Source organism: Streptomyces nymphaeiformis (assembly GCF_014203895.1).
In the GTDB taxonomy this organism is placed as follows: Bacteria; Actinomycetota; Actinomycetes; order Streptomycetales; family Streptomycetaceae; genus Streptomyces; species Streptomyces nymphaeiformis.
Genome location: NZ_JACHJY010000001.1, coordinates 409,514 through 430,821, shown reverse-complemented (window position 1 = coordinate 430,821; position 21,308 = coordinate 409,514). Strand labels below are relative to the sequence as shown.

Annotated in this window: 20 protein-coding genes and 2 tRNA genes; 9 read left to right on the top strand and 13 right to left on the bottom strand. The window is 71.0% G+C overall.

Annotation, left to right across the window (positions count from 1 at the left end; translation table 11 throughout):
* Positions 1–203 precede the first annotated feature (203 nt).
* Together tig and GGE06_RS01825 are read right to left on the bottom strand one after the other, a co-directional pair.
* A complete protein-coding gene (tig, locus tag GGE06_RS01830) occupies positions 204–1,589 on the bottom strand; it encodes a trigger factor (RefSeq protein WP_116161005.1) in 1,386 nt (461 codons plus the stop codon).
* A gap of 171 nt (positions 1,590–1,760) precedes the next feature.
* Positions 1,761–1,837 (bottom strand) — tRNA-Pro (locus GGE06_RS01825).
* Between the two features lie 132 nt (positions 1,838–1,969).
* Here GGE06_RS01825 and GGE06_RS01820 point away from each other — a divergent pair.
* Positions 1,970–2,043, top strand: a tRNA-Gly gene (locus GGE06_RS01820).
* A 93-nt stretch (positions 2,044–2,136) separates the two neighbouring features.
* Positions 2,137–2,280, top strand: a complete 144-nt coding sequence (locus GGE06_RS01815; protein WP_181924632.1) for a hypothetical protein — start codon at positions 2,137–2,139, stop codon at positions 2,278–2,280.
* A gap of 69 nt (positions 2,281–2,349) precedes the next feature.
* On the opposite strand, the gene GGE06_RS01810 is transcribed toward GGE06_RS01815, so the two are convergent.
* Together GGE06_RS01810 and GGE06_RS01805 are read right to left on the bottom strand one after the other, a co-directional pair.
* A complete protein-coding gene (locus tag GGE06_RS01810) occupies positions 2,350–2,544 on the bottom strand; it encodes a hypothetical protein (RefSeq protein ID WP_116165539.1) in 195 nt (64 codons plus the stop codon).
* A 152-nt stretch (positions 2,545–2,696) separates the two neighbouring features.
* Positions 2,697–3,842, bottom strand: a complete 1,146-nt coding sequence (locus GGE06_RS01805) for a PP2C family protein-serine/threonine phosphatase (protein ID WP_116161004.1) — start codon at positions 3,840–3,842, stop codon at positions 2,697–2,699.
* Between the two features lie 107 nt (positions 3,843–3,949).
* Here GGE06_RS01805 and GGE06_RS01800 point away from each other — a divergent pair, with 107 nt between their 5' ends.
* Entirely contained in the window at positions 3,950–5,179 is a 1,230-nt protein-coding gene (locus GGE06_RS01800; protein ID WP_184929872.1) for a GNAT family N-acetyltransferase, read from the top strand.
* Between the two features lie 85 nt (positions 5,180–5,264).
* On the opposite strand, the gene GGE06_RS01795 is transcribed toward GGE06_RS01800, so the two are convergent.
* On the bottom strand, positions 5,265–6,074 hold the full coding sequence (locus tag GGE06_RS01795; protein WP_184929871.1) for an Fpg/Nei family DNA glycosylase: 810 nt from the start codon (positions 6,072–6,074) through the stop codon (positions 5,265–5,267).
* Positions 6,074–6,568 carry a ribose-5-phosphate isomerase gene (locus tag GGE06_RS01790; RefSeq protein WP_116161001.1) on the bottom strand — a complete coding sequence of 165 codons (495 nt, stop codon included), beginning with the start codon at positions 6,566–6,568 and terminating at the stop codon, positions 6,074–6,076. The genes GGE06_RS01795 and GGE06_RS01790 overlap by 1 nt, the downstream gene beginning before the upstream one ends.
* Positions 6,569–6,763: 195 nt before the next feature.
* Between GGE06_RS01790 and GGE06_RS01785 the strand changes: the two genes are divergently transcribed.
* Entirely contained in the window at positions 6,764–8,218 is a 1,455-nt protein-coding gene (locus tag GGE06_RS01785) for an amino acid permease (RefSeq protein ID WP_184929870.1), read from the top strand.
* Between the two features lie 70 nt (positions 8,219–8,288).
* Here the strand turns inward: GGE06_RS01785 and GGE06_RS01780 are convergent, their stop codons facing one another.
* Positions 8,289–8,882 (bottom strand): biotin transporter BioY, encoded by a 594-nt coding sequence (locus GGE06_RS01780; RefSeq protein WP_184929869.1) that lies wholly within the window; start codon positions 8,880–8,882, stop codon positions 8,289–8,291.
* Positions 8,883–9,136: 254 nt separating this feature from the next.
* Here GGE06_RS01780 and GGE06_RS01775 point away from each other — a divergent pair, with 254 nt between their 5' ends.
* The 3 genes from GGE06_RS01775 (at position 9,137) to GGE06_RS01765 (ending at position 12,908) form a co-directional block, all read left to right on the top strand.
* Positions 9,137–10,567, top strand: a complete 1,431-nt coding sequence (locus tag GGE06_RS01775) for an amino acid permease (protein WP_116160998.1) — start codon at positions 9,137–9,139, stop codon at positions 10,565–10,567.
* 117 nt (positions 10,568–10,684) lie between these two features.
* Positions 10,685–12,097 carry an amino acid permease gene (locus GGE06_RS01770; RefSeq protein ID WP_184929868.1) on the top strand — a complete coding sequence of 471 codons (1,413 nt, stop codon included), beginning with the start codon at positions 10,685–10,687 and terminating at the stop codon, positions 12,095–12,097.
* Positions 12,098–12,260: 163 nt separating this feature from the next.
* Positions 12,261–12,908, top strand: a complete 648-nt coding sequence (locus tag GGE06_RS01765; RefSeq protein ID WP_116160996.1) for a superoxide dismutase — start codon at positions 12,261–12,263, stop codon at positions 12,906–12,908.
* A 110-nt stretch (positions 12,909–13,018) separates the two neighbouring features.
* Here the strand turns inward: GGE06_RS01765 and GGE06_RS01760 are convergent, their stop codons facing one another.
* On the bottom strand, positions 13,019–13,654 hold the full coding sequence (locus tag GGE06_RS01760; protein ID WP_116160995.1) for a mycothiol-dependent nitroreductase Rv2466c family protein: 636 nt from the start codon (positions 13,652–13,654) through the stop codon (positions 13,019–13,021).
* A 160-nt stretch (positions 13,655–13,814) separates the two neighbouring features.
* Here GGE06_RS01760 and pepN point away from each other — a divergent pair, with 160 nt between their 5' ends.
* The gene (pepN, locus tag GGE06_RS01755) at positions 13,815–16,361 is read left to right on the top strand and encodes an aminopeptidase N (RefSeq protein WP_184929867.1); all 2,547 of its coding nucleotides are present in this window, start codon (positions 13,815–13,817) and stop codon (positions 16,359–16,361) included.
* Between the two features lie 136 nt (positions 16,362–16,497).
* Positions 16,498–17,502 carry a hypothetical protein gene (locus tag GGE06_RS01750; RefSeq protein ID WP_116160993.1) on the top strand — a complete coding sequence of 335 codons (1,005 nt, stop codon included), beginning with the start codon at positions 16,498–16,500 and terminating at the stop codon, positions 17,500–17,502.
* Here the strand turns inward: GGE06_RS01750 and GGE06_RS01745 are convergent, their stop codons facing one another.
* The 5 genes from GGE06_RS01745 to GGE06_RS01725 all read right to left on the bottom strand — a co-directional run bounded on the left by GGE06_RS01745 (position 17,503) and on the right by GGE06_RS01725 (position 21,180).
* The gene (locus GGE06_RS01745; protein WP_116160992.1) at positions 17,503–18,651 is read right to left on the bottom strand and encodes a serine hydrolase domain-containing protein; all 1,149 of its coding nucleotides are present in this window, start codon (positions 18,649–18,651) and stop codon (positions 17,503–17,505) included.
* Positions 18,652–18,762: 111 nt separating this feature from the next.
* Positions 18,763–19,230 (bottom strand): NUDIX hydrolase, encoded by a 468-nt coding sequence (locus GGE06_RS01740; RefSeq protein ID WP_184929866.1) that lies wholly within the window; start codon positions 19,228–19,230, stop codon positions 18,763–18,765.
* Positions 19,231–19,239: 9 nt separating this feature from the next.
* Complete coding sequence (locus tag GGE06_RS01735; RefSeq protein ID WP_116160990.1) at positions 19,240–19,737, bottom strand: HPP family protein; 498 nt, start codon at positions 19,735–19,737, stop codon at positions 19,240–19,242.
* Positions 19,738–19,837: 100 nt separating this feature from the next.
* Positions 19,838–20,698 carry a PNPOx family protein gene (locus tag GGE06_RS01730; protein WP_116160989.1) on the bottom strand — a complete coding sequence of 287 codons (861 nt, stop codon included), beginning with the start codon at positions 20,696–20,698 and terminating at the stop codon, positions 19,838–19,840.
* Positions 20,699–20,724: 26 nt separating this feature from the next.
* Positions 20,725–21,180: a VOC family protein gene (locus GGE06_RS01725; RefSeq protein ID WP_116160988.1), complete on the bottom strand. Its 456-nt coding sequence runs from the start codon at positions 21,178–21,180 to the stop codon at positions 20,725–20,727.
* Positions 21,181–21,308: the final 128 nt, after the last annotated feature.

The window sequence follows — 21,308 nt, the reverse complement described above, 5'->3', positions numbered from 1 at the left end:
TCAGCGTCTTGTTCTGAGGGCAGTGCCCTCGTATTCATGGACCCTAACGCGCAGGTCGGACAACGCCATCCCGGTTCCCGAACTGTTCGCTGGGAGCGCAAGGTAGTTGGGGGCGTGTAAGCGGGTCCGGTTACGTCCACGGGCCCGTACGCACAGCAGTGCGTACGGGCCCGTGGAGCAGGGTCCGCCGGGGGCGGGTGCCCTTACTTGTCCTCGGAGACCTCGGCCTCGCCGGTGACGGCCTCGACGGCCTCGGCGGCGGTCTCGACCTCGTCCTCGTCGTCGGAGAGGTCGACGACCTCGCCCTTGGTGTCGACGACCTTGGCGGCCTCGACGACGACCGCGAGGGCCTTGCCGCGGGCGACCTCGCCGACGAGCATCGGCACCTGGCCCTGCTGGGCCACGGCCTGGGCGAACTGGTCGGGGCTCATGCCGGAGGAGGCGGCACGGCGGAACAGGTGCTCGGTGAGCTCCTCGCGGGAGACGTCGAGCTTCTCCTTGTTGACGAGCTCATCGAGGATGAACTGCGTCTTGATGCCCTTCTCGGCCTGCTCCTTGGTCTCGGCCAGGAACTCTTCCTCGGTCTTGCCCTGGATCTCCAGGTACTTCGCGAGGTCGAGGCCCATCTGGCCGAGCTGGTGGTGCTCCAGGTTGTGCTTGCGGGTGTTGATCTCGTCCTCGAGAAGCTTCTCGGGCATCGGGACCTCGACCAGCTTGAGGAGCTCGTCGAGGACGCGCTCCTGGGCCTGGGTGGCCTGGTCGAACTGCTTCATGTTCTCGAGGCGCTTGCGGCTGTCGGCCTTGAGCTCGTCGAGGGTGTCGAACTCGGACGCCATCTGCGCGAACTCGTCGTCGAGCTCGGGGAGCTCACGGGCGGCGACGGCGGTGACCTTGACGGTGACCTCGGCGTCCTTGCCCTCGGCGGAGCCGCCCTTCAGCTGCGAGGTGAAGGTGGCCTCGCCACCGGCCTCGAGGCCCTTGACGGCCTCGTCGATGCCGTCGAGGAGCTCGCCGGAGCCGATGGTGTACGAGACGTCGCTGGCGACACCGTCGGGCAGGACCTCGCCGTCGACCTTGGCCTCGAGGTCGATGGTGACGACGTCGCCCTCGGCGGCGGCGCGCTCGACGGTCTTCGTCGAGGCGAAGCGCTCGCGGAGCTGCTCCACGGACTTCTCGACGTCCTCGTCGGTGACCTCGACCGCGTCGACGGTGACCTCGATGCCGGAGTAGTCCGGGATCTCGATCGTCGGGCGGACGTCGACCTCGGCGGTGAAGGCCAGCAGCTCGCCGTCCTTCAGCTCGGTGATGTCGACCTCGGGCTGGCCGAGCGGGTTGACCTCGGCCTCGTTGACGGCCTCGGTGTAGAACTTCGGGAGCGCGTCGTTGACGGCCTCCTCCAGCACGGCGCCGCGGCCGAACCGCTGGTCGATCACGCGAGCCGGGATCTTGCCCTTACGGAAGCCCTTGACCGTGACCTGCTGGTTGATCTTCTTGTACGCCGCGTCGAGGCTGTCCTTGAGCTCCTCGAAGGGCACCTCGACAGTGAGCCGAACCCGGGTCGGGTTCAGGGTCTCCACGGCGCTCTTCACGGTTCGGTCTCCTTGTGGCTGATTCCTGGAATCCGTCGGGGCCGCGTGTGGCGGTTCCGGCGGGTCGGCCCGGTCAGAAAGACACACGGGCACGCAGCTTGCATAGTAACCGCAAGCGGGATGACGCCCACAACGTGATCAAGAACGCGCGAGGTGAGCGCGTGATCGTCATGGTCGGGGTGGCGGGATTTGAACCCACGGCCTTCCGCTCCCAAAGCGGACGCGCTACCAAGCTGCGCCACACCCCGTCGGTGCGACACGTAGGGTACATGGACGGGGACTGTGCGGCGCCCCCTGTTTTCCGGGTGTGCGCGAACACCCCACGACCGGCTACCATGCTCCTCGTGCCGCGGTCCTCGTGACCTGCGGCGCGATGCTGTGCGGGTGTAGCTCAATGGTAGAGCACTAGTCTTCCAAACTAGCTACGCGGGTTCGATTCCCGTCACCCGCTCCATACGGCTCAGGGCCGGTCCGGAAAACCTTTTCCGGACCGGCCCTGAGCCGTTTCCGGACCGACCACACGGCGCCCGCCGGAGTCACCCGCACGGTGTGGTGCAGCCTGCCGGCCGGGACCGAGGCGAAGGGCTTCTGCTTCAACCCGGACCGGGAGATCGGGGTGTCCGAGGACGGCACGCTGGGCGCTCCGGTGGCCCTGCAGGCCTCGGGATGGAGCGGGGTCGCCTTCTTCTGAGGCGGGCTCCTCCAAGGCCGCACGACCGCCACGGGCCCCTGCCGAGATCGGTGGGGGACCGTGGCCGGTTCAGAACTTGATGGAGGCTATCGTCTGCGTTATCGAGTCCAGGAAGCGCTGGATGTCGTCGGCCATGCCGGTGGAGGCGAGGAAGAAGCCGAAGAGGACCGCGACCACGGCCGGGCCGCCCTTGAGGTTTCCCCCTCGGATCAGCACCACCAGGATGATTGCCAACAGCAACACCACAGACAGTGAAATGGCCACCACTGATCACACCCTCGGTCGGTCCCGCCTTGCCCACCAGGGAGCCCCTGTCTCGGAACACCCCCCGTTGTCTCCATCGTGCCATCAACCCCCCTGCCCTGGCTGCCGGGTGACGAATCGTCGTGCAGAAGATCACGTCATGCGAAGGCGGTTCAGGCGGGGCGCGAGAGGAGCAGCAGGGCGCGGTCGTCGTTGACGTCCTTGGCGACGGCCTCGATCAGGTGCCAGGCGACGCCCTCGAAGCCCTCGGCGACGCAGCGGTCGGCCTCGCCGGTGAGGCGGTCGATGCCCTCGGCGATGTCCCGGTCGGCGGCCTCGACCAGGCCGTCGGTGAAGAGCATGAGGACGTCGCCGGGCCGCAGGGAGCCCTTGACCGGGTGGAACTCGGCCCCGTCGTAGACCCCGAGGAGTGGCCCGTCGGCGGCCTTCTCCTCCCAGCGGCCGCTGCCCGCGTGGAGCTGGAGGGCGGGCAGGTGGCCGGCGGAGAAGAGTTCGTAGTCGCCGGACTCCAGGTCGAGGACGAGGTGGATGGAGGTGGCGAAGCCCTCGTCCCAGTTCTGGCGGAGGAGGTAGCCGTTGGCCGCGGGCAGGAAGCCGTGCGGCGGCAGCGAGCCGAGGAGCCCGCCGAAGGCGCCGGAGAGCAGCAGGGAGCGGGAGGCCGCGTCCATGCCCTTGCCGGAGACGTCGGTGAGGACGACCTCCAGGGTGCGCCCGCCGTGGGTGCGGGCGGCGACGACGAAGTCGCCCGAGAAGGACTGGCCGCCGGCCGGGCGCAGCGCCATCTCGCGGTGCCAGCCCTGCGGGAGCCGGGGCAGGGCGCTCTGGACGCGGATGCGTTCGCGCAGGTCGAAGAGCATGGTGCCGCCGCGCCGCCAGGGCACGCCGACGCGGGCGCGGAACTGGGCGATGAGCAGCCCGAAGAGTCCGCAGGCGGCGACGACCAGGACCGTGCCGGGGGTGACCCTGGCCGGGCCCTGGGTGTACGGGCCGAGGACGACGGACTCGACGATGAGGGCGCCCGCGGCCGCCGCGTACAGGGCGAGCAGGCTGGCGGGGCGCAGCAGCAGCCCGCCGGCCACGATCGGCAGGACGAGCGCGGCGGGCGCGCACCACACGGGGTCGAGGAGGGTCCCGCACGCGATGGCGGGGATCATCACGAGGAGTCCCGCGAACGCGAGCCAGTCGGCGCCGTCGCCGCGGAAGTAGTCGACGGCGGACCTGCGCAGCGCGACGCGGGCCCGGCGCACGCGCCTGCGTGTCCGGGCCGCGTACGTGTTCACTCCGGCTCGCTGTCCCATTGGCCTGGACCCTATCCATCCTGTCGGACATCGTGCAGGGGGTACCCCGGTGACAATGTGCCTGAAATCGGGTCGCCCCGGACGCGCGCCGCTGATATCGATGGCATATGACGACTGAACTGCGGGTTCTCGACCCGTTGGAGTGGGATCGCTGGTACGGAGTCCTCGAACTCGCGTTCGGGGGCGTGGCCGAGGCGCCGGAGGAGCGGGAGCTGTACCGCGACCTGACCGAGTTCGACCGTTTCATCGGCGCCTGGGACGGCGGCCTGTGCGTCGGTACGGCGGGGGCGTTCACGTTCCGGCTGACGGTGCCGGGCGGGGCGTCGGTCCCGGCGGCCGGGGTGACGATGGTGAGCGTGGCCGGAACGCACCGGCGGCGCGGGATCCTCACGTCGATGATGCGGCGGCAGCTGGACGACGTGCGGAGCTGGGGCGAGCCGCTGGCGCTCCTGACGGCCTCCGAGCCGGAGATCTACGGCCGCTTCGGCTACGGCGCGGCGACGTACGCGGCGCACGCGACGATCGACAGGAGCCGGGTGCGGCTGACCGTGCCGGAGGGCACGGACGGCGTGGCCCTGCGGGTGACCTCCCTGGAGGAGGGCCTCAAGGCGGCCGAGGCGGTGTACGCGAAGCTGGTTCCCGGCCGGCCCGGGATGCTGGCGCGACGGCCCGGCTGGGAGCGGCAGGCGCTGCTCGACCCGCCGGGCGACCGGGCGGGCGCCTCGCCCCGGATGTGCGTGCTCGCCGAGCGGGATGGTGAGGTCGTCGGGTACGCGCACTACGCGATCAAGCCGGACTGGTCCTTCGCGGGTCCTGACGGTTCCGTCTCGGTGCACCAGCTGGCCGGCCTCGACGCGGTGGCGGAGGCGGCGCTGTGGCGCTTCCTGTGCTCGGTGGACCTGACCGTGAAGGTGAAGATCCACAGCCGGCCGGTGGACGACGCCTGGCAGCACCTGGTGTCGGAGGTCCGGCGCTGCGAGCCGACGCTGCGGGAGGGGCTGTTCGTGCGGCTCGTGGAGGTGGGCGCGGCCCTTGAGGCGCGGACGTATCAGGCGCCGGTGGACGTGGTGTTCGAGGTCGCGGACGCGTTCTGCCCGTGGAACGAGGGGCGGTGGCGGTTGACGGGGGACGCGAAGGGGGCGACCTGCGTCCGGACCTCCGATGCCGCCGATCTCGCGCTGTCCGTACGGGAGTTGGGCGCGGCGTACCTGGGCGGGACCTCGTTGGCGTCGTTGGCCGCGGCGGGGCGGGTGCGGGAGCTGCGGGACGGGGCGCTGCTTGAGGCTTCCGTGGCTTTCGGGTCGCCCGTTGCGCCCTGGCTGCCGCACGGGTTCTAGGGGCTGGGCCGCAACGGGTCGGGCGCCGCCCTCGGGGCGTTGTGCCCGCCCGTTCCGCCCCTGCGGAACGTATGCCCACGACGGGTCAGCGCGTCTGGCAGCCGGGGCACCAGAAGAGGTTGCGGGCCGCCAGTTCCGCCGTGCGGATCTCGGTGTCGCAGATGTGGCACGGCATGTTCGCGCGGCGGTAGACGTAGACCTCGCCGCCGTGGTCGTCCACGCGGGGCGGGCGGCCCATGGCCTCGGGGGTGTGTTCGGGGCGGACCGTGTCGATGCGGTTCAGGCGGACGCCCTCGCGCATGAGGGCCGCCAGGTCCTCCCAGATCGCGGTCCACTCCCCCGCGGTGAGGTCCTTGCCCGCGCGGTACGGGTCGATGCCGTGCCGGAAGAGGACCTCGGCGCGGTAGACGTTGCCGACGCCCGCGATGATCTTCTGGTCCATGAGGAGGGCCGCGATCGTCGTCCGGGACTTCGAGACGCGGCGCCAGGCCTTCGCCGGGTCGTCGGCCTCGCGGAGCGGGTCCGGGCCGAGGCGGTCGTGTATCGCCTGCTTCTCGGCGTCCGTGATCAGCGCGCACGTGGTGGGGCCGCGCAGGTCCACGTACCCCTCGGGGTTGGCGAGCCGCAGCCGGACCGTGTCCGTGGGCGGCGGGGCCGGGGCGTCGCCGAAGTTCACCTTGCCGAAGAGGCCCAGGTGGATGTGGATCCATTCGTCGCCGGGGAAGCCCAGGAAGAGGTGCTTCCCGTGGGCTTCCGTCGTCTCCAGGGTCGCGCCGTCGAGCAGGGCCGCCGAGTCGGCGAACTTGCCCTGGGGGCTGGAGACGCGCACCGGTCGGCCGCCGAACCGCTCGCGGTGGTCGGCGGCCAGCCGGTGGATGGTGTGCCCTTCGGGCATCAGGCGGTCGGCTCCTGCGGGTGGTGCGCGGGGATCGGGGGGAGCTCGCCGGTGGTCTCGTACGCGGTGAGCATGTCGATCCGGCGGGTGTGGCGCTCGTCACCGGAGTACGGGGTGTTCAGGAAGATCTCGACGAACTTGGTCGCCTCTTCCTGGGTGTGCATCCGGCCGCCGACGGAGATCACGTTGGCGTTGTTGTGCTCGCGGCCGAGGGCGGCGGTCTGCTCGCTCCAGGCGAGGGCGGCGCGCACCCCCTTCACCTTGTTCGCGGCGATCTGCTCTCCGTTGCCGGAGCCGCCGATGACGATGCCCAGGCCGTCCGGGTCCGCGGCCGTCTTCTCGGCGGCGCGCAGGCAGAACGGCGGGTAGTCGTCGAGGGCGTCGTAGATGTGGGGGCCGCAGTCGACGGGCTCGTGGCCATGGGCCTTGAGCCACTCGACGAGGTGGTTCTTTAGTTCAAAGCCGGCGTGGTCGGAACCGATATAGACGCGCATGATGCCGAGTGTGGCACGTCAGGGCCCGGGTAGCAGGCAGCGGGGTCGGGAGCTTCACCCGACCTGGTACGGACCTTCGACTTCGCGAGGTCGCCCGTACAACGATCCGGAATGAGGTCTTCCGATCATCCCTGTTCACGGGGTTCAATGCTTGGGCTCGCGACCCGAGCACCCCCCACACACGAGGAAGCGTCGATGAACACGCAACCGACCCTGACGAAGGACGGCCAGGAGACCGGCACGACCGGCGGCTCGCAGTCCTCCGACGGCCTCAAGGCCGGGCTCAAGAACCGCCACCTGTCGATGATCGCGATCGGCGGCGTCATCGGCGCCGGTCTCTTCGTCGGCTCCGGCTCCGGCATCGCCGCGGCCGGTCCCGCGATCCTCCTCTCGTACGCACTCGTCGGCGCCATGGTCGTCTTCGTGATGCGGATGCTCGGCGAGATGGCGGCCGCCCGGCCGTCCTCGGGTTCCTTCTCGGCCTACGCCGACCAGGCGCTCGGCCGCTGGGCCGGTTTCACCATCGGCTGGCTGTACTGGTTCTTCTGGGTCGTCGTCCTCGCCGTCGAGGCGACCGCGGGCGCCAAGATCCTGGAGAGCTGGGTCCCGGCCGTGCCGCAGTGGGGCTGGGCGCTCATCGTGATGGTGGTGCTGACCGCGACCAACCTGGGCTCGGTCGCCTCGTACGGCGAGTTCGAGTTCTGGTTCGCCGGCATCAAGGTCGTCGCCATCGGCGCCTTCGTCGTCATCGGCCTGCTCGCCGTCTTCGGCGTGCTCCCCGGCTCGGACAACCCGGGCGCCGGATTCGCACACCTCACCGACGCCGGGGGCTTCTTCCCGATGGGCGCGGGCGCGGTCCTCACCGGTGTCCTGATGGTCGTGTTCTCCTTCATGGGCAGCGAGATCGTCACCCTGGCCGCCGGCGAGTCCGAGGACCCGCAGAAGGCCGTCACCAAGGCCACCAACAGCGTGATCTGGCGGATCGGCGTCTTCTACCTGGGCTCGATCTTCGTCGTCCTGACCCTGCTGCCCTGGAACGACAAGTCGATCGTCGACAAGGGCTCGTACGTCGCCGCCCTCGACTCCATCGGCATCCCGCACGCCGGCCAGATCATGAACGTGATCGTCCTGACGGCCGTCCTGTCCTGCCTGAACTCGGGCCTCTACACGGCCTCCCGCATGGCCTTCTCGCTCGGTCAGCGCGGTGACGCGCCCAAGGCCTTCGCGAAGACCAACAAGCGGGGCGTGCCGACGGCCGCGATCCTCGGCTCGGTCGTCTTCGGCTTCGTCGCGGTCTTCTTCAACTACAAGTGGCCGGACACCGTCTTCGCCTTCCTGCTGAACTCCTCCGGCGCCGTCGCCCTCTTCGTCTGGCTGGTCATCTGCGTGACCCAGCTGCGGATGCGCGGCATCATCCTGCGCGAGTCGCCGGAGAAGCTGGTCGTGAAGATGTGGCTCTTCCCGTACCTGACCTGGGCGACCATCGCCATGATCGTCGCCGTCCTCGGCTACATGGTCGTCGACGGCGGCAGCAACCGAGAGCAGGTCGTGCTGTCCCTGCTCGTGGCCGCGCTCGTGATGGCGATCGCGGTCGTCCGCCAGCGCGTCGGCAAGGCCGACCGGTCCGCGGAGCTCACCGAGAGCCGCTGACCACGCACGCGAGAGGGCCCGCCGTTCCCCGGGGAACGGCGGGCCCTCTCGCGTGCGTACGGGGCGGGGCTCAGCCCTTGCGGCCGACGAGCTTCCAGGCGGCCGGCAGGGCGCCCATGGCGAGCGCGGCCTTGAGGGCGTCGCCGATGAGGAACGGGGTGAGGCCGGCCGCGACGGCCTGGCCGAGGGTCATGCCGGTGGCGAGGGCCAGGTACGGCACGCCGACCGCGTAGATGAGCGCGGAGCCGAGCACCATCGCGCCGGCCGTGCGGAGCACGGAGCGGTCGGCGCCGCGGCGGGCGAGGGCGCCGACGACGGTGGAGGCGAGGAGCATGCCGAGGATGTAGCCGAAGGACGGCATGCCGTAGCCCGAGGAGCCCTCCGCGAACCAGGGCGTGCCCGCCATGCCCGCGACGGCGTACAGGGCGAGGGCGAGGAAGCCCCGACGGGCGCCGAGCGCGGTGCCGACGAGCAGGGCGGCGAAGGTCTGGCCGGAGACCGGGACCGGGGAGCCGGGGACCGGGACCGAGAGCTGCGCGGCGAGGCCGGTGAGGGCGGCGCCGCCGACGACCAGGGCGATGTCGCGGGCGCGGCTCGCCGGGATGAGGTCGGCGAGGACGGTGCCCGCCCGGAGGGTGCGGACGGGGGCGGTGGCGGTGCTCATCGGTACTCCGCGGGGGTGAGGGCGGGAAGGACAGGTTGACGCTATGCCAGGAGTGAGCGCCCGATCACCGTCAGCCGCCGACAAAGCGGCGGTCGAGCGTTTCGTGGAGATCGAACAAATCCCGCCGATCACACCGCGCGCCACGTGACGCTTGTCACTGGGATCTCGTGCCCAGAGATCCTTTTTGCGCCAAGGGACGTTCGCTGGAGAGACTGTGGGGTCTCCATAAACCTGCAGAGAGTACGAGCCCTCACATGCGCGACCCCCTCGCCCCCGAGACGGAGCCGCTCGCTCCCGAGACGGAGCCGCTCGCTCCCGAACCGGAGCCCCTCGCCCACGGCCTGAAGCAGCGTCATCTGACGATGCTGGGGCTCGGCGGCGTGATCGGCGCCGGGCTGTTCGTCGGCTCGGGCGCCGGCATCGCCGTCGCCGGACCCGGCATCGTCGTCTCGTATCTGCTCGCCGGGGCGCTCGCGACGCTGGTCATGCGGATGCTCGGCGAGATGTCGGCGGCGATGCCCGCCTCGGGCGCCTTCTCGGTGCACGCGGAGCGCGCGCTCGGCCGCTGGGCGGGGTTCTCGGTGGGCTGGCTGTACTGGTTCCTGCTGGTCGTGGTCCTCGCCGTGGAGGCGACGGGCGCGGCGAAGATCGCGCACGGCTGGGTGCCCGACGTGCCGCAGTGGGGCTGGGTGCTGGTCTTCATGATCGTGTTCACCCTGGCCAACCTGGCGGCGGTGAAGAACTTCGGCGAGTTCGAGTTCTGGTTCGCGACGCTCAAGGTCGGCGCGATCGTCCTCTTCCTGATCCTCGGCCTGCTCGCGATCGTGGGCTGGCTGCCCGACACCGATCCGGTGGGGCTCACGAACCTGACCGGGCAGGGCGGGTTCCTGCCCAACGGCTGGTCGGGGGTGGTGTCCGGGGTCCTGGCGGTCATCTTCGCCTTCGGCGGCCTCGAGGTCGTCACCATCGCGGCGGCCGAGTCCGACGACCCCGCGCGGAACGTGGCGCGGGCGGTGCGCAGCGCGGTCTGGCGGATCCTCCTCTTCTACGTGGGCTCGATGCTGGTCATCGTGACGCTGCTGCCGTGGACGTCGATGAAGCCGGGCGAGTCGCCGTACGTGGCGGTCCTGGACGCGATCGGGGTGCCGGCGGCGGGTCAGATCATGAACGTGGTGGTGTTCGTGGCGCTGCTCTCGGCACTCAACGCGAACCTGTACGGGTCCTCCCGGATGGTGTTCTCGCTGGCGGAGCGCGGGGAGGCGCCCAAGGGGCTGCTCAAGGTCTCGGGAGACGGCACGAAGAGCGGAGGCGTGCCGCGCCGGGCGGTGCTCGCCTCGGTGGCCTTCGGCTTCGTCTCCGTCCTGCTCAATCTGAAGTGGCCGGATTCCGTCTTCCTCTACATGCTCAACGCGGTCGGCGCGGTGCTGCTCTTCGTCTGGGCACTGATCGCGGTCTCGCAGCTGCGGCTGCGGCGCCGGATCGAGCAGGAGGCGCCCGAAACGCTGACCCTGCGGATGTGGGGCTTCCCGTGGCTGACGTGGGTGGCGCTCGCCGCGATGGGAGCGGTGCTCGTCCTGATGCTGTTCGACGAGGGGGCGCGGCCGCAGGTGCTGTGGTCGGCGGGGGCGACCGGAGCCGTCCTGGTGGTGGCGTGGGTGCGGGAGCTGCGCACCGGGCGCACCTGAATCTTCACCTTGTGTGAACCCTGTGACCGGATAGCGGACAGCTGTTCCCTCTGAGCGGGGGTGGCCCACAGACTGTGGGCCACCCTCCCCGTCTCACCTAGTGAACAGAGTTCGCCCATGTCTCGGACCACCGCGCCCGCGCCGGCCGACCGCAAGGACGGCGCGACGACCCCCACCGGGGGCCTGACCCATGGCCTGAAGCAGCGCCATCTGTCGATGATCGCCCTCGGCGGCGTCATCGGCGCCGGCCTGTTCGTCGGCTCCGGCGCCGGCATCGCCGCCGCCGGACCCGGCATCGTCCTCGCGTACGCAGTCTCGGGCCTGCTCGTCATGCTCGTGATGCGGATGCTGGGCGAGATGTCGGCCGCGCGCCCCTCCTCCGGCTCGTTCTCCTCGCACGCCGAGCGGGCGTTCGGCTCCTGGGCCGGCTTCACCTCCGGCTGGGCGTTCTGGGTGCTGCTCAGCGTCGCCGTCGGCCTGGAGGGCATCGGCGCCGCGAAGATCGTCACCGGCTGGCTGCCCGGCACCCCCGAGTGGGCCTGGGTCGCGCTGTTCATGCTGGTGTTCTGCGGCACCAACCTGGCGGCCGTGAAGAACTTCGGCGAGTTCGAGTTCTGGTTCGCCGCGCTCAAGGTCGGCGCCATCACCCTCTTCCTGGGCCTCGGCGTGCTCGCGATCCTGGGCGTCCTGCCCGGCACCGACTCGCCCGGCACCGGCAACCTCCTCGGCCAGGGCGGCTTCCTGCCCAACGGCAGCGAGGGCCTGATCGTCGGCCTGCTGGCCTCGGTGTTCTCGTACGGCGGCATGGAGACCGTCACCATCGCCGCCGCCGAGTCCGAGAACCCCGTCAAGGGTGTCGCGAGCGCCGTGCGCACCGCGATGTGGCGGATCGCGCTCTTCTACATCGGCTCGATGGCCGTCATCGTCACGCTCCTGCCGTGGAACGACAAGGCCGTCACCGAGAAGGGCCCGTACGTCGCCGCCCTCGACCACCTGGGCATCCCGGGCGCCGGCCAGATCATGAACGTGGTCGTGCTCATCGCCCTGCTGTCCGCGATGAACGCCAACATCTACGGCTCCTCGCGCATCGCCTTCTCGCTCGTCCACCGCGGCCTCGGCCCGAAGGCGCTCGGCAAGGTCTCCGGCGGCGTGCCGCGCCTGGCCGTGCTCGCGTCCTGCTTCTTCGGCTTCGTCTGCGTGGGTCTGAACTACTGGTCCCCCGACACGATCTTCCCGTGGCTGCTCAACATGATCGGCGGCGTGATCCTGGTCGTCTGGATCTTCATCGCGGTCTCGCAGCTGGCGCTGCGCCGCCGCCTGGAGCGCGAGGCGCCCGAGAAGCTGGTCGTGCGGATGTGGGGCTTCCCGTACCTGACCTGGGTGGCGCTGGTCGGCATGGCGGGAATCTTCTTCCTGATGGCCCGTGACGAGGGCACCCGCGTGCAGCTGTACGCGACGGGGGCGATGACCCTGGTGCTGGCCGCGATCGGCCTCGTCCGCCAGAAGACCGGGGCGGGCCGGGCTTCCTGACGCCTCCCCGCTCCCCCGCACGGCGAGACCCCCGGACCACCGCTCGGTCCGGGGGTCTCGCCGTGTCCGGGACCTAGGACGAAGGGCTGATCAACTTCCTCCGCACCTACTGTTAGCCTGCACTTGCACATTGTTTGCAATAAGCTTTCGGAGGGGACGGCCCATGGCGATCTACACACTTCCCGAGCTGCCGTACGACTACGCGGCGCTGGAGCCGGTGATCAATCCGGAGATCATCGAGCTGCACCACGACAAGCACCACGCCGCTTACGTCAAGGGCGCGAACGACACCCTGGAGCAGCTGGAAGAGGCGCGCGACAAGGACCAGTGGGGCGCGGTCAACGGCCTGGAGAAGAACCTCGCGTTCCACCTCTCCGGCCACATCCTGCACTCCATCTACTGGAACAACATGGCGAGCCCGAAGGCGGGCGAGGGCGGCGGCGAGCCGCTGGCCGCCGACGGCGTCGGTGAGCTCGCGGACGCGATCACCGCGTCCTTCGGCTCCTTCGCCAGGTTCAAGGCCCAGCTGACCAAGGCCTCCGCGACCACCCAGGGCTCCGGCTGGGGCGTCCTCGCGTACGAGCCGGTCAGCGGCCGGCTCATCGTCGAGCAGGTCTACGACCACCAGGGCAACGTCGGCCAGGGCTCGGTCCCGATCCTGGTCTTCGACGCCTGGGAGCACGCCTTCTACCTGCAGTACAAGAACCAGAAGGTCGACTTCATCGAGGCCATGTGGCAGGTCGTCAACTGGCAGGACGTGCACAGGCGCTACCTGTCGGCGAAGGCCTCCGTCCCGCTGATCTCCTTCTGAACCCGGACTCCTGCTCGTGATCGTCTTCTCAGCCTTCACCGGGCAGGTGGAAAAGAGGACGGCCCCCGCGATGACGTGAATCGCGGGGGCCGTCTGCCGTACGAAGGCGACTACTCGAAGCTGGGAGCCGCCGTGCGGGTGCGCTTGATCTCGTAGAAGCCCGGCGTCGACGCCACGAGCAGCGTGCCGTCCCACAGCCGGGCGGCGTCGTCGCCGCGCGGGGTCGGGGTGACGACGGGGCCGAAGAAGGCGACCTCGTCGCCCGTCGGGCCCGGGACCGCGATGACCGGGGTGCCGACGTCCTGGCCGACCTTCTCTATGCCCTCCGCGTGGGAGGCGCGCAGCTCCGTGTCGTACGTGTCCTTGTCGGCGTACTCCACGAGGTCCTCGGGAAGGCCGACCTCCTTCAGGGCGGCGGCGATCGCCTCCTTCGTCGGGGCCTCGTCGTTGTTGTGGAAGCGGGTGCCGAGCGCGGTGTAGAGCTTGCCGACGTACTCCTCGCCGTGCAGCTCCTTGGCGGCGGTCACCACGCGGACCGGGCCCCAGGCCGTGGTCCGCAGCATCTCCCGGTACTCCTCCGGGACCTCGTCGATCTTGTCCTCGTTGAGGACGGCCAGGCTCATGACCTTCCAGCGCACGTCGACCGGGCGCACCTGCTCCACCTCCAGCATCCAGCGGGAGGTCATCCAGGCCCACGGGCACAGCGGGTCGAAGTAGAAGTCGGCGGTGGTCCTGCTCTCGGACATGTCACTCCTCGGTAAGGCCGTGAATGAAGGGGTTGCGCCGAAAAGGGGGAACGTTCCCGGGGTCCGGCCGCATTCCCGCGCGTCGGCATTGCCGTGTGCCGCGTGACAGCAGCGCGTGGGAGGATCGGTGCTGTTTCGAACGTGCCACGAAGGAGTGACCGTGCCCGGTGAGAATCTGTCCCGCGACGAGGCCCACGAGCGGGCCGCGCTGCTGTCCGTCGACGGGTACGAGGTCGTCCTCGACCTGCGGTCGGCGGTCGGCGAGTCCGCCGAGGCGGTACGCACCTTCCGCTCGCGGACGACGATCCGGTTCCGCCGGACCGGCGAGGGCACGAGCACGTTCGTCGACCTGATCGCCCCTTCGGTGAACGCGGTCACGCTCAACGGCCGCTCGCTCGACCCGGCGGTGGTCTTCGACGGCGCGCGGATCGCGCTCGACGGGCTCGCCGACGAGAACACGCTCGTGGTGGACGCGCAGTGCGCCTACAGCCGGACCGGCGAGGGCATGCACCGCTTCGTCGACCCGGAGGACGGCGAGGTCTACCTCTACACGCAGTACGAGCCGGCCGACGCCCGCCGGGTCTACGCGAACTTCGAGCAGCCCGACCTCAAGGCCCCGTACCGCTTCGCGGTGACCGCGCCCGAGGGCTGGACGGTGTGGTCGAACGGCGCGGGCGAGCAGGACGCCGAGGGCGTGTGGCGGTTCGCGGAGACGGCGCCGATCTCCACGTACATCACGTGCGTCGTGGCCGGCCCGTACCACTACGTCACCGACAGCTACACGCGCGGCGACCTGGAGATCCCGCTCGGCGCGATGTGCCGCAAGTCGCTCGCGAAGCACTTCGACGCCGACGACGTCTTCCTGATCACCAAGCAGGGCTTCGACTTCTTCCACGACAACTTCGACTACCCGTACCCCTTCGGGAAGTACGACCAGGCCTTCGTCCCCGAGTACAACCTCGGCGCGATGGAGAACCCGGGCATGGTGACCTTCCGCGAGGAGTACATCTACCGGGGCAAGGTCACCCAGGCCGCGTACGAGAGCCGGGCCAACGTCATCCTGCACGAGATGGCGCACATGTGGTTCGGCGACCTGGTCACCATGGTGTGGTGGGACGACCTGTGGCTGAAGGAGTCCTTCGCGGACTTCATGGGCTCCTTCGCGAACGCCGAGGCCACCCGCTTCACCAACAGCTGGGTGACCTTCGCCAACAACCGCAAGGCCTGGGCCTACCGCGCCGACCAGCTGCCGTCCACGCACCCGATCACGGCCGACATCCGTGACCTGGAGGACGCCAAGCTCAACTTCGACGGCATCACGTACGCCAAGGGTGCCTCGGTCCTCAAGCAGCTCGTCGCGTACGCCGGGCGGGACGCGTTCCTGGAGGGCGCGCGCCGCTACTTCAAGCGCCACGCCTACGGGAACACGCGCCTGGCCGACCTCCTCGCGATCCTGGAGGAGACCTCCGGGCGCGACATGAAGGCCTGGGCGAAGTCCTGGCTGCAGACCTCCGGCGTCAACAGCCTGACCCCCGCCGTCACCTACGACGCGGAGGGCCGGATCACCGAGCTCGCCGTCCTCCAGGAGGGCGACGAGCTGCGTCCGCACCGCGCCGCCGTCGGCCTCTACCGGCTCTCCGGCGGGGAGCTCGTGCGGTACGCGCGGGCCGAGGCCGACATCACCGGCATCCGGACGGTCGTCGACGGGCTCACGGGCGAGGAGAAGCCCGACCTGGTGCTCGTCAACGACGACGACCTGACCTACTGCAAGATCCGCTTCGACGAGGGCTCGCTCGCGACCCTCCGCGCGCACCTCGGCGACATCACCGACCCGCTGGCCCGCGCGCTGTGCTGGTCGGCGCTGTGGAACCTGACCCGCGACGGGCTCATGCCGGCCCGGGACTTCGTCTCCGTCGCGCTCGCCTTCGCGGGCCGCGAGACCGACATCGGCGTCCTCCAGATGGTGCACGGCTGGGCGAAGTCGGCCGTCACCCTCTACGCGGCGCCCGCGTGGCGCGAGGAGGGCGGGCGGCTGCTCGCCGAGGGCGGGCTGCGCGAGCTGCGGGTCGCCGAGCCGGGCAGCGAGCACCAGCTGACCTGGGCGCGGTTCTTCGCGGCGACCGCCTCCACCGACGCCGACTTCCAGCTCCTGGAGGGGCTGCTCGACGGCGCGGCGAAGATCGACGGCCTCGACGTCGACCAGGAGCTGCGCTGGGCGCTGCTCTCCCCGCTGGCCTCGCGCGGCCGCGCGGACGAGGCCCGGATCGACGCGGAGCTGGCCCGGGACGACACGGCCACCGGCAAGCGCCACCAGACCCGTCTGCTCGCCTCGCGGCCCTCGGAGGCGGTCAAGGCGCAGGCCTGGGCGCAGGTCGTCGAGTCGGACGCCCTGTCGAACGCGCTGGTCGAGGCGACCATCGAGGGCTTCGTCCAGCCCTCGCAGCGCGAGCTGATCGCGCCGTACGCGGAGAAGTACTTCGCGGCGATCGAGCGGGTGTGGGACGAGCGGTCGATCCAGATCGGCATCCACGTGGTCCGGGGCCTGTTCCCGGGGCTCCAGGACCGTCCGGAGACGCTGGCCGCGACGGACGCCTGGCTGTCGGAGCACGCCTCGGCGGCCCCGGCCCTGCGCCGCCTCGTCCTGGAGGCCCGTGACGACCTGGCGCGGGCGCTGCGGGCGCAGGAGTGCGACGCTCTGGCCTCGTGAGGTCCCGCCGATGGGGGCCGCGGACGCGGCCCCCATCGGCAGTCGAACGTGCGTACTTTAGGGCGAGGTTGTCCCGGAATGTCGACGAGCGTGTAACAGGGGTTAGGGGAGCCTTCGGAAGCGGAAGACCCCCGGCATGAACCACAACACCCCCATCACCCCCCGTCCCCTCCCCCTCTCCTCCCGCACCGGTCGCACGCAACGCCTCGCGTCCGCCGACCAGTTGAGGGCCCAGGGCATCCCCGCCGCCGAGGTCGCCGCGCACTGCCGGCCCGGCGGCTGGCAGCAGCTGCTGCCCGGCGTCTTCCTGCTCCAGCCCGGACAGCCCACCAGCGAGGACCGGCTGAAGGCCGCGCTGCTCTACGCCCGCAGGACCGGCGCCGTGCCCCCGCAGGGGCCCGACGCGATGATCACCGGACTCGCGGCGCTCACCCTGCACCGCTTCTCCTCCGCTCCCCCGCTCACCGCCCTGGACCGGATCGACGTCCTCGTGCCGCGCACCCGCCGGCTGCGCTCGACCGGCTGGGTGCGGGTGGTCCGCGCCCCCGAGTCGCCCGAGCCGGTGGAGCTCACGGGCCTCCCCGTCGCCCCCGTGGCCCGCGCCGTCGCCGACGCGGTGTCGGGCCTCTCGGACGCGGAGGCGGTCCGCAGGCTGCTCACCGAGGCCGTGCGCGGCGGCCACTGCGAACCAGGCGTGGTCGTACGGGAGTTGAGCCGGGCCCGGCTGCTCTCCCGGCCGCACGTGGTGGACGCGGTGGACTCGCTGCTCGCCGAGGGGCGCGCGCGGTCCGAGCAGCGGCTGTACGAGATGGTGCGGGAGTTCGCGCTGCCGGACCCGCTGTGGAACGTGGACCTGCGGCTGCCGGGCGGCCCGCACCTGGGCGGGGTGGACGCCTACTGGCCGGACCAGGCGGTCGCCGTGGAGCTGGACACCCGGGCGCCGCGGCAGGACGACGACGAGCTGTGGACCGAGTACACCCGCAAGCGGGAGCACCTGGAGCGGCTCGGCATCACGGTCGTCCACCTCACCCCGCGCAAGCTGCGCGAGGCGATGGACCAGCAGGCCACCGTGGTCCGCACGGCCCTGATGGCCGCGTCGGACCGGAAGCCCGCCGCGTACGTCGTCGTCCTGCCGCGGTGACTAGCCCTTGCTCGCGGCCGTTCCGCAGAACTCGGCCTCGATGACCTTCTGGGTGTCGCCCGTCCAGTCGGCGTTGAAGTTGCCGGCGAGGGAGTGCCGGCCGTCGCGGGTCGTCATGGCCAGGGAGGAGGAGCCGTGGATGCCGCCGCCGTGGCCCCAGACCTCCTTCCCGCAGCTGAGCTTCTGCTCCATGAGCCCGAGGCCGTAACCCGCGTTCGGGTCGTCGGCGGACATCCGGACCGTGGTGGTCATCTCCTTCAGACCGTCCTTCGTGAGGAGTCGGCCGCCCAGCAGGGCCCGGTAGAAGGTCTGCAGGTCACGGGAGTCGGAGATCATCTCGCCCGCCGAGCCCGCGATGCTCGGGTTGAGGGCGGAGACGTCGTGGACGGGGGCGTTCGCGTCCCGGGAGAGCTTGGAGTACGCCGGGCTGCTGGGCTGCGGCATGGCCGAGCGGGTCCCCGGGACGGAGGTGGCGCGGAGCTTGAGCGGCTTGATGATCCGGTTCTCGACGGCCTGGCCGTACGGACGGCCGGTGACCTTCTCGATCACCATGCCGGCGAGGACGAAGTTGGTGTTGGAGTAGTTCCAGGCGGCACCGGGGGCGAAGTCCGGCTTGTGGGCCATCGCGACGGAGACCAGCTGCTGCGGAGTCCAGGTGTCGTAGCGGTGCTCCAGGAAGCCGGGGCCGAAGACCTTCTCCTGGAAGCCGGGGTCCGAGGTGTAGCTGTAGATGCCGCTGGTGTGGTTGAGCAGCTGGCGGACGGTGATCTCGCGGCCGTCGTGGCCGTTGCCCCGGACGACGCCGGGCAGCCACTTCTCGACCGGGTCGTCGAGGTCGATGCGGCCCTCCGCCTGGAGCTGGAGGAGGACGGTGGCGGTGAAGCTCTTCGTGATGGAGCCGACCCGGTAGCGGTCGTTGCCCTTGCGGTCGCCGGCGGTGCCGGTCCACTGGTCGCGTCCGTCACGGGCCTGGGCGACGGCGCCGGGCACGCCGTCGGCGACGGCCGCGTCGAGGGCCTGCTGGGTGGCCGCGTGGTCCGGCTTCGCGGGAGCCGACGCCGCGAGGGCGGGCGCGGCGAGCGTCGTGGCGGCGAGACCTGCCACGAGGGTGGCGGCGAGGACGGTGCGTACGGTGCGGGCGGCTGACATGCGGGGCTCCCCTGATCGTTGTACTGCGGTCAGGGGAGGGGACTGCGGGAGGGCGGGCGGGGGTTGATCGCCTACGTGACGGTTGAGCCGTTTTCAGCCTTCTGGCGGAGGTCAGAGGTTGTCGTGCTGGGTGAGGTGCGAGCGCCCGAGCGACGGCCGGTCGCGCCACAGCTGGAGGCCGATGTCGACGAGTTCCACACGGGCGAGGGAGGGCACGGAGTCGAGCGGGTGCCAGGCGGCGAGGTCGGTGGAGCCGCCCTCCTCGTTCCGCAGGGCTCCGCCCGTGATCCGGGCCTCGTAGAGGATCCGCAGCCCCTGCCAGTCGCCCGGGACCCCGAGCCGGCTGATCCAGGAGCGCCTGATGGAGTCGATGCCGAGGAGCGCGGTCGGCTCGGTCAGATAGCCGGTCTCCTCCTCGACCTCGCGGACGACGGTGTGGACGGGTTCCTCGCCGTGGTCCATGCCGCCGCCCGGCAGGGTCCACCGCTTCACGCCGTCCTTCGCGACCCAGCGGGCCAGGAGCATCTCGCCGTCCCGGACACACACGGCGTAGGCCGCCACCCTCAACTCCTGCTGCATGGAAAGAGGTTAGAACCAGTACGCGGGATACGTCCGCCCCATGACCCGGCCCGCGCCGAGCCCGACGGCGACGAGGAGGAGGGAGGCGAGGGCGAGAAGGCCGAGAAACGACCAGAGGGGCGGGTCCTGGAGGGCGACGATGACGGCCGTGGCCGCGGCGGGCGAGTGCGGGGTCCGGGCGAGCATCATCACGCCGAGCGCGAGTCCGCCCGCGACGGCGGCACCCCACAGGCCCGGCCCGGCCAGGGCGAGCACCGCGAAGCCGGTGAGCGCGGAGAGCAGCTGCCCGCCGACGACGGAGCGGGGCTGGGAGAGGGGGAGGTCGGGGGCGCCGGCGACGAGGGCCATGCTGGCGGCGAGGGGTGGGATGAGGAGGGGTTGGTGGAGGGCGGTGCCGATGGCCACCAGGAGGAGGAGAGCGGTGCCGGCGGCGGCCGTGGAGGCGAGCACGACGCGGGGGTGGGGGCGGGCGGGGGGCGCGGCGGGTGCGAGGGTGCCGGTGGGCACGGGGCCTCCAGGGGCTCGGGTTCTCGGGGTGCGGGTGCGGGCCCTCGGCGCGGGGGCGCGTTCGGCGTCGTGCCCACGCGGTCCTCCCGCCGGACAGGCCCTAGGTCACGGGGTTCGACGGGGAGTACTCCGGGGGTGACCAGCGCAGGGGGCTGGCGGCCGGGGTCTCGGTCGTGCGGTCCACGCGGAAGCGGGTGACGCGGCCCTCGGGGGTGTACTCCGTGTGCGCGTGGCCGCTGAGTTGGAGGGTCAGGCCCGTCTCCCAGTCCAGGAAGAGCAGGCCCGCGCGGCCGTCCGATTCCAGGTTGCCCAGGGTCAGGAACATCGCGTTGCCCGGGTAGTCGCGCCAGCTGAGCTCCTGCGGTCCGTCGACCCGGACGAAGCCGGGGTTGCCGCCCCGGTGGCTCGTGTCCACGCCGTCGGGCGCGGTGGTGGCGATGAAGAAGGTGTCCGCGGCGTGGATCCGGCTCGCCTGTTCGGAGGTCAGCGCCTCGCCGTGCCGGGCGGTGCCCGCCCCGGCGCGGTCGGGCTCGGAGCCGTACCACTCCCTCTTCTGGAGGTACTTCGGGCAGTTGGAGAAGACCTGCTCGGCCTCGACCGTGAAGCCGCGGCCGCTGCGCGTGGCCGTGCCGTTGAGGCGCATGCGGCGGCGGGTGCGGGGGTCCAGGGCCAGGGTGCCGACGGGGGCGCCGTCCGGCGTGCCCTCGGGGAGGGCGGCGGCCACCGAGACGGTGTGCGGGCCGGTGGCCCGGACGAAGCCGGGCGCGCCGGTCAGCAGGCTCGACCAGACGCGGCCCTCGTGGTCCGCCGCGCCGATCATCAGCATCGGCTGGGCTTCGAGGAAGGCGGCGGCGATGGGGCGGATGCCGTGGGTGATGGAGCGGCCCACGTGGGCGGCGAGGTCTTGGACGCCCTCGCGTTCCTGGACGGCCAGGGAGCCGGGGTTGTAGGCGGTGCTCATGAGGACCTCCGGTCGGTGCGGGGCGGCTAGAAGAAACCGCAGGTGGGAGCCGTTTCCGACGGGGCTTCTGCGCCCTCCGCGCCCTTCGGGACGGAGATTTCCAGGCGGGTGCCGTCCGGGTCGTGGAAGAAGATGCCGCCGGAGGCCGCGCCCTCGCGGTGGGCGACGACGCCCTCGTACGCGAAGGAGGTGCCGCGGGCGGTGAGCGCGAGTTCGGCGGCGCGGACGTGTTCGAGGGACTCGGCCTCGAAGGCGAGGTGGTGGAGGCCGGGCCGGGCGGAGTCGTAGGTGCCCTCGGCCTGCTGCCAGAGGGTGAGGACCAGGCGGCCGTCCTGGCCGAGGAAGGCGTAGCGGCTGTCCTTCTCCGCGCCCTCGCCGAGGACCTCGAAGCCGAGGACGTCGCCGTAGAAGGCGAGTGAGCGGTCCAGGTCGGTGACGTTGAGGCCGACGTGGTGGGTGGCGAGCGTGCCGATCGCGGACATGAGGGTTCCCTCCTCGGAGTGGCCGCCCCCTTGGGCTAACCTCTTATTTCGACTTTAGAGGTTAGATATCGAGAGAGTCAACCGGTCACGTAATCTTGAAGGGTTAGTTCACCGAGGAGGGTGCCGCC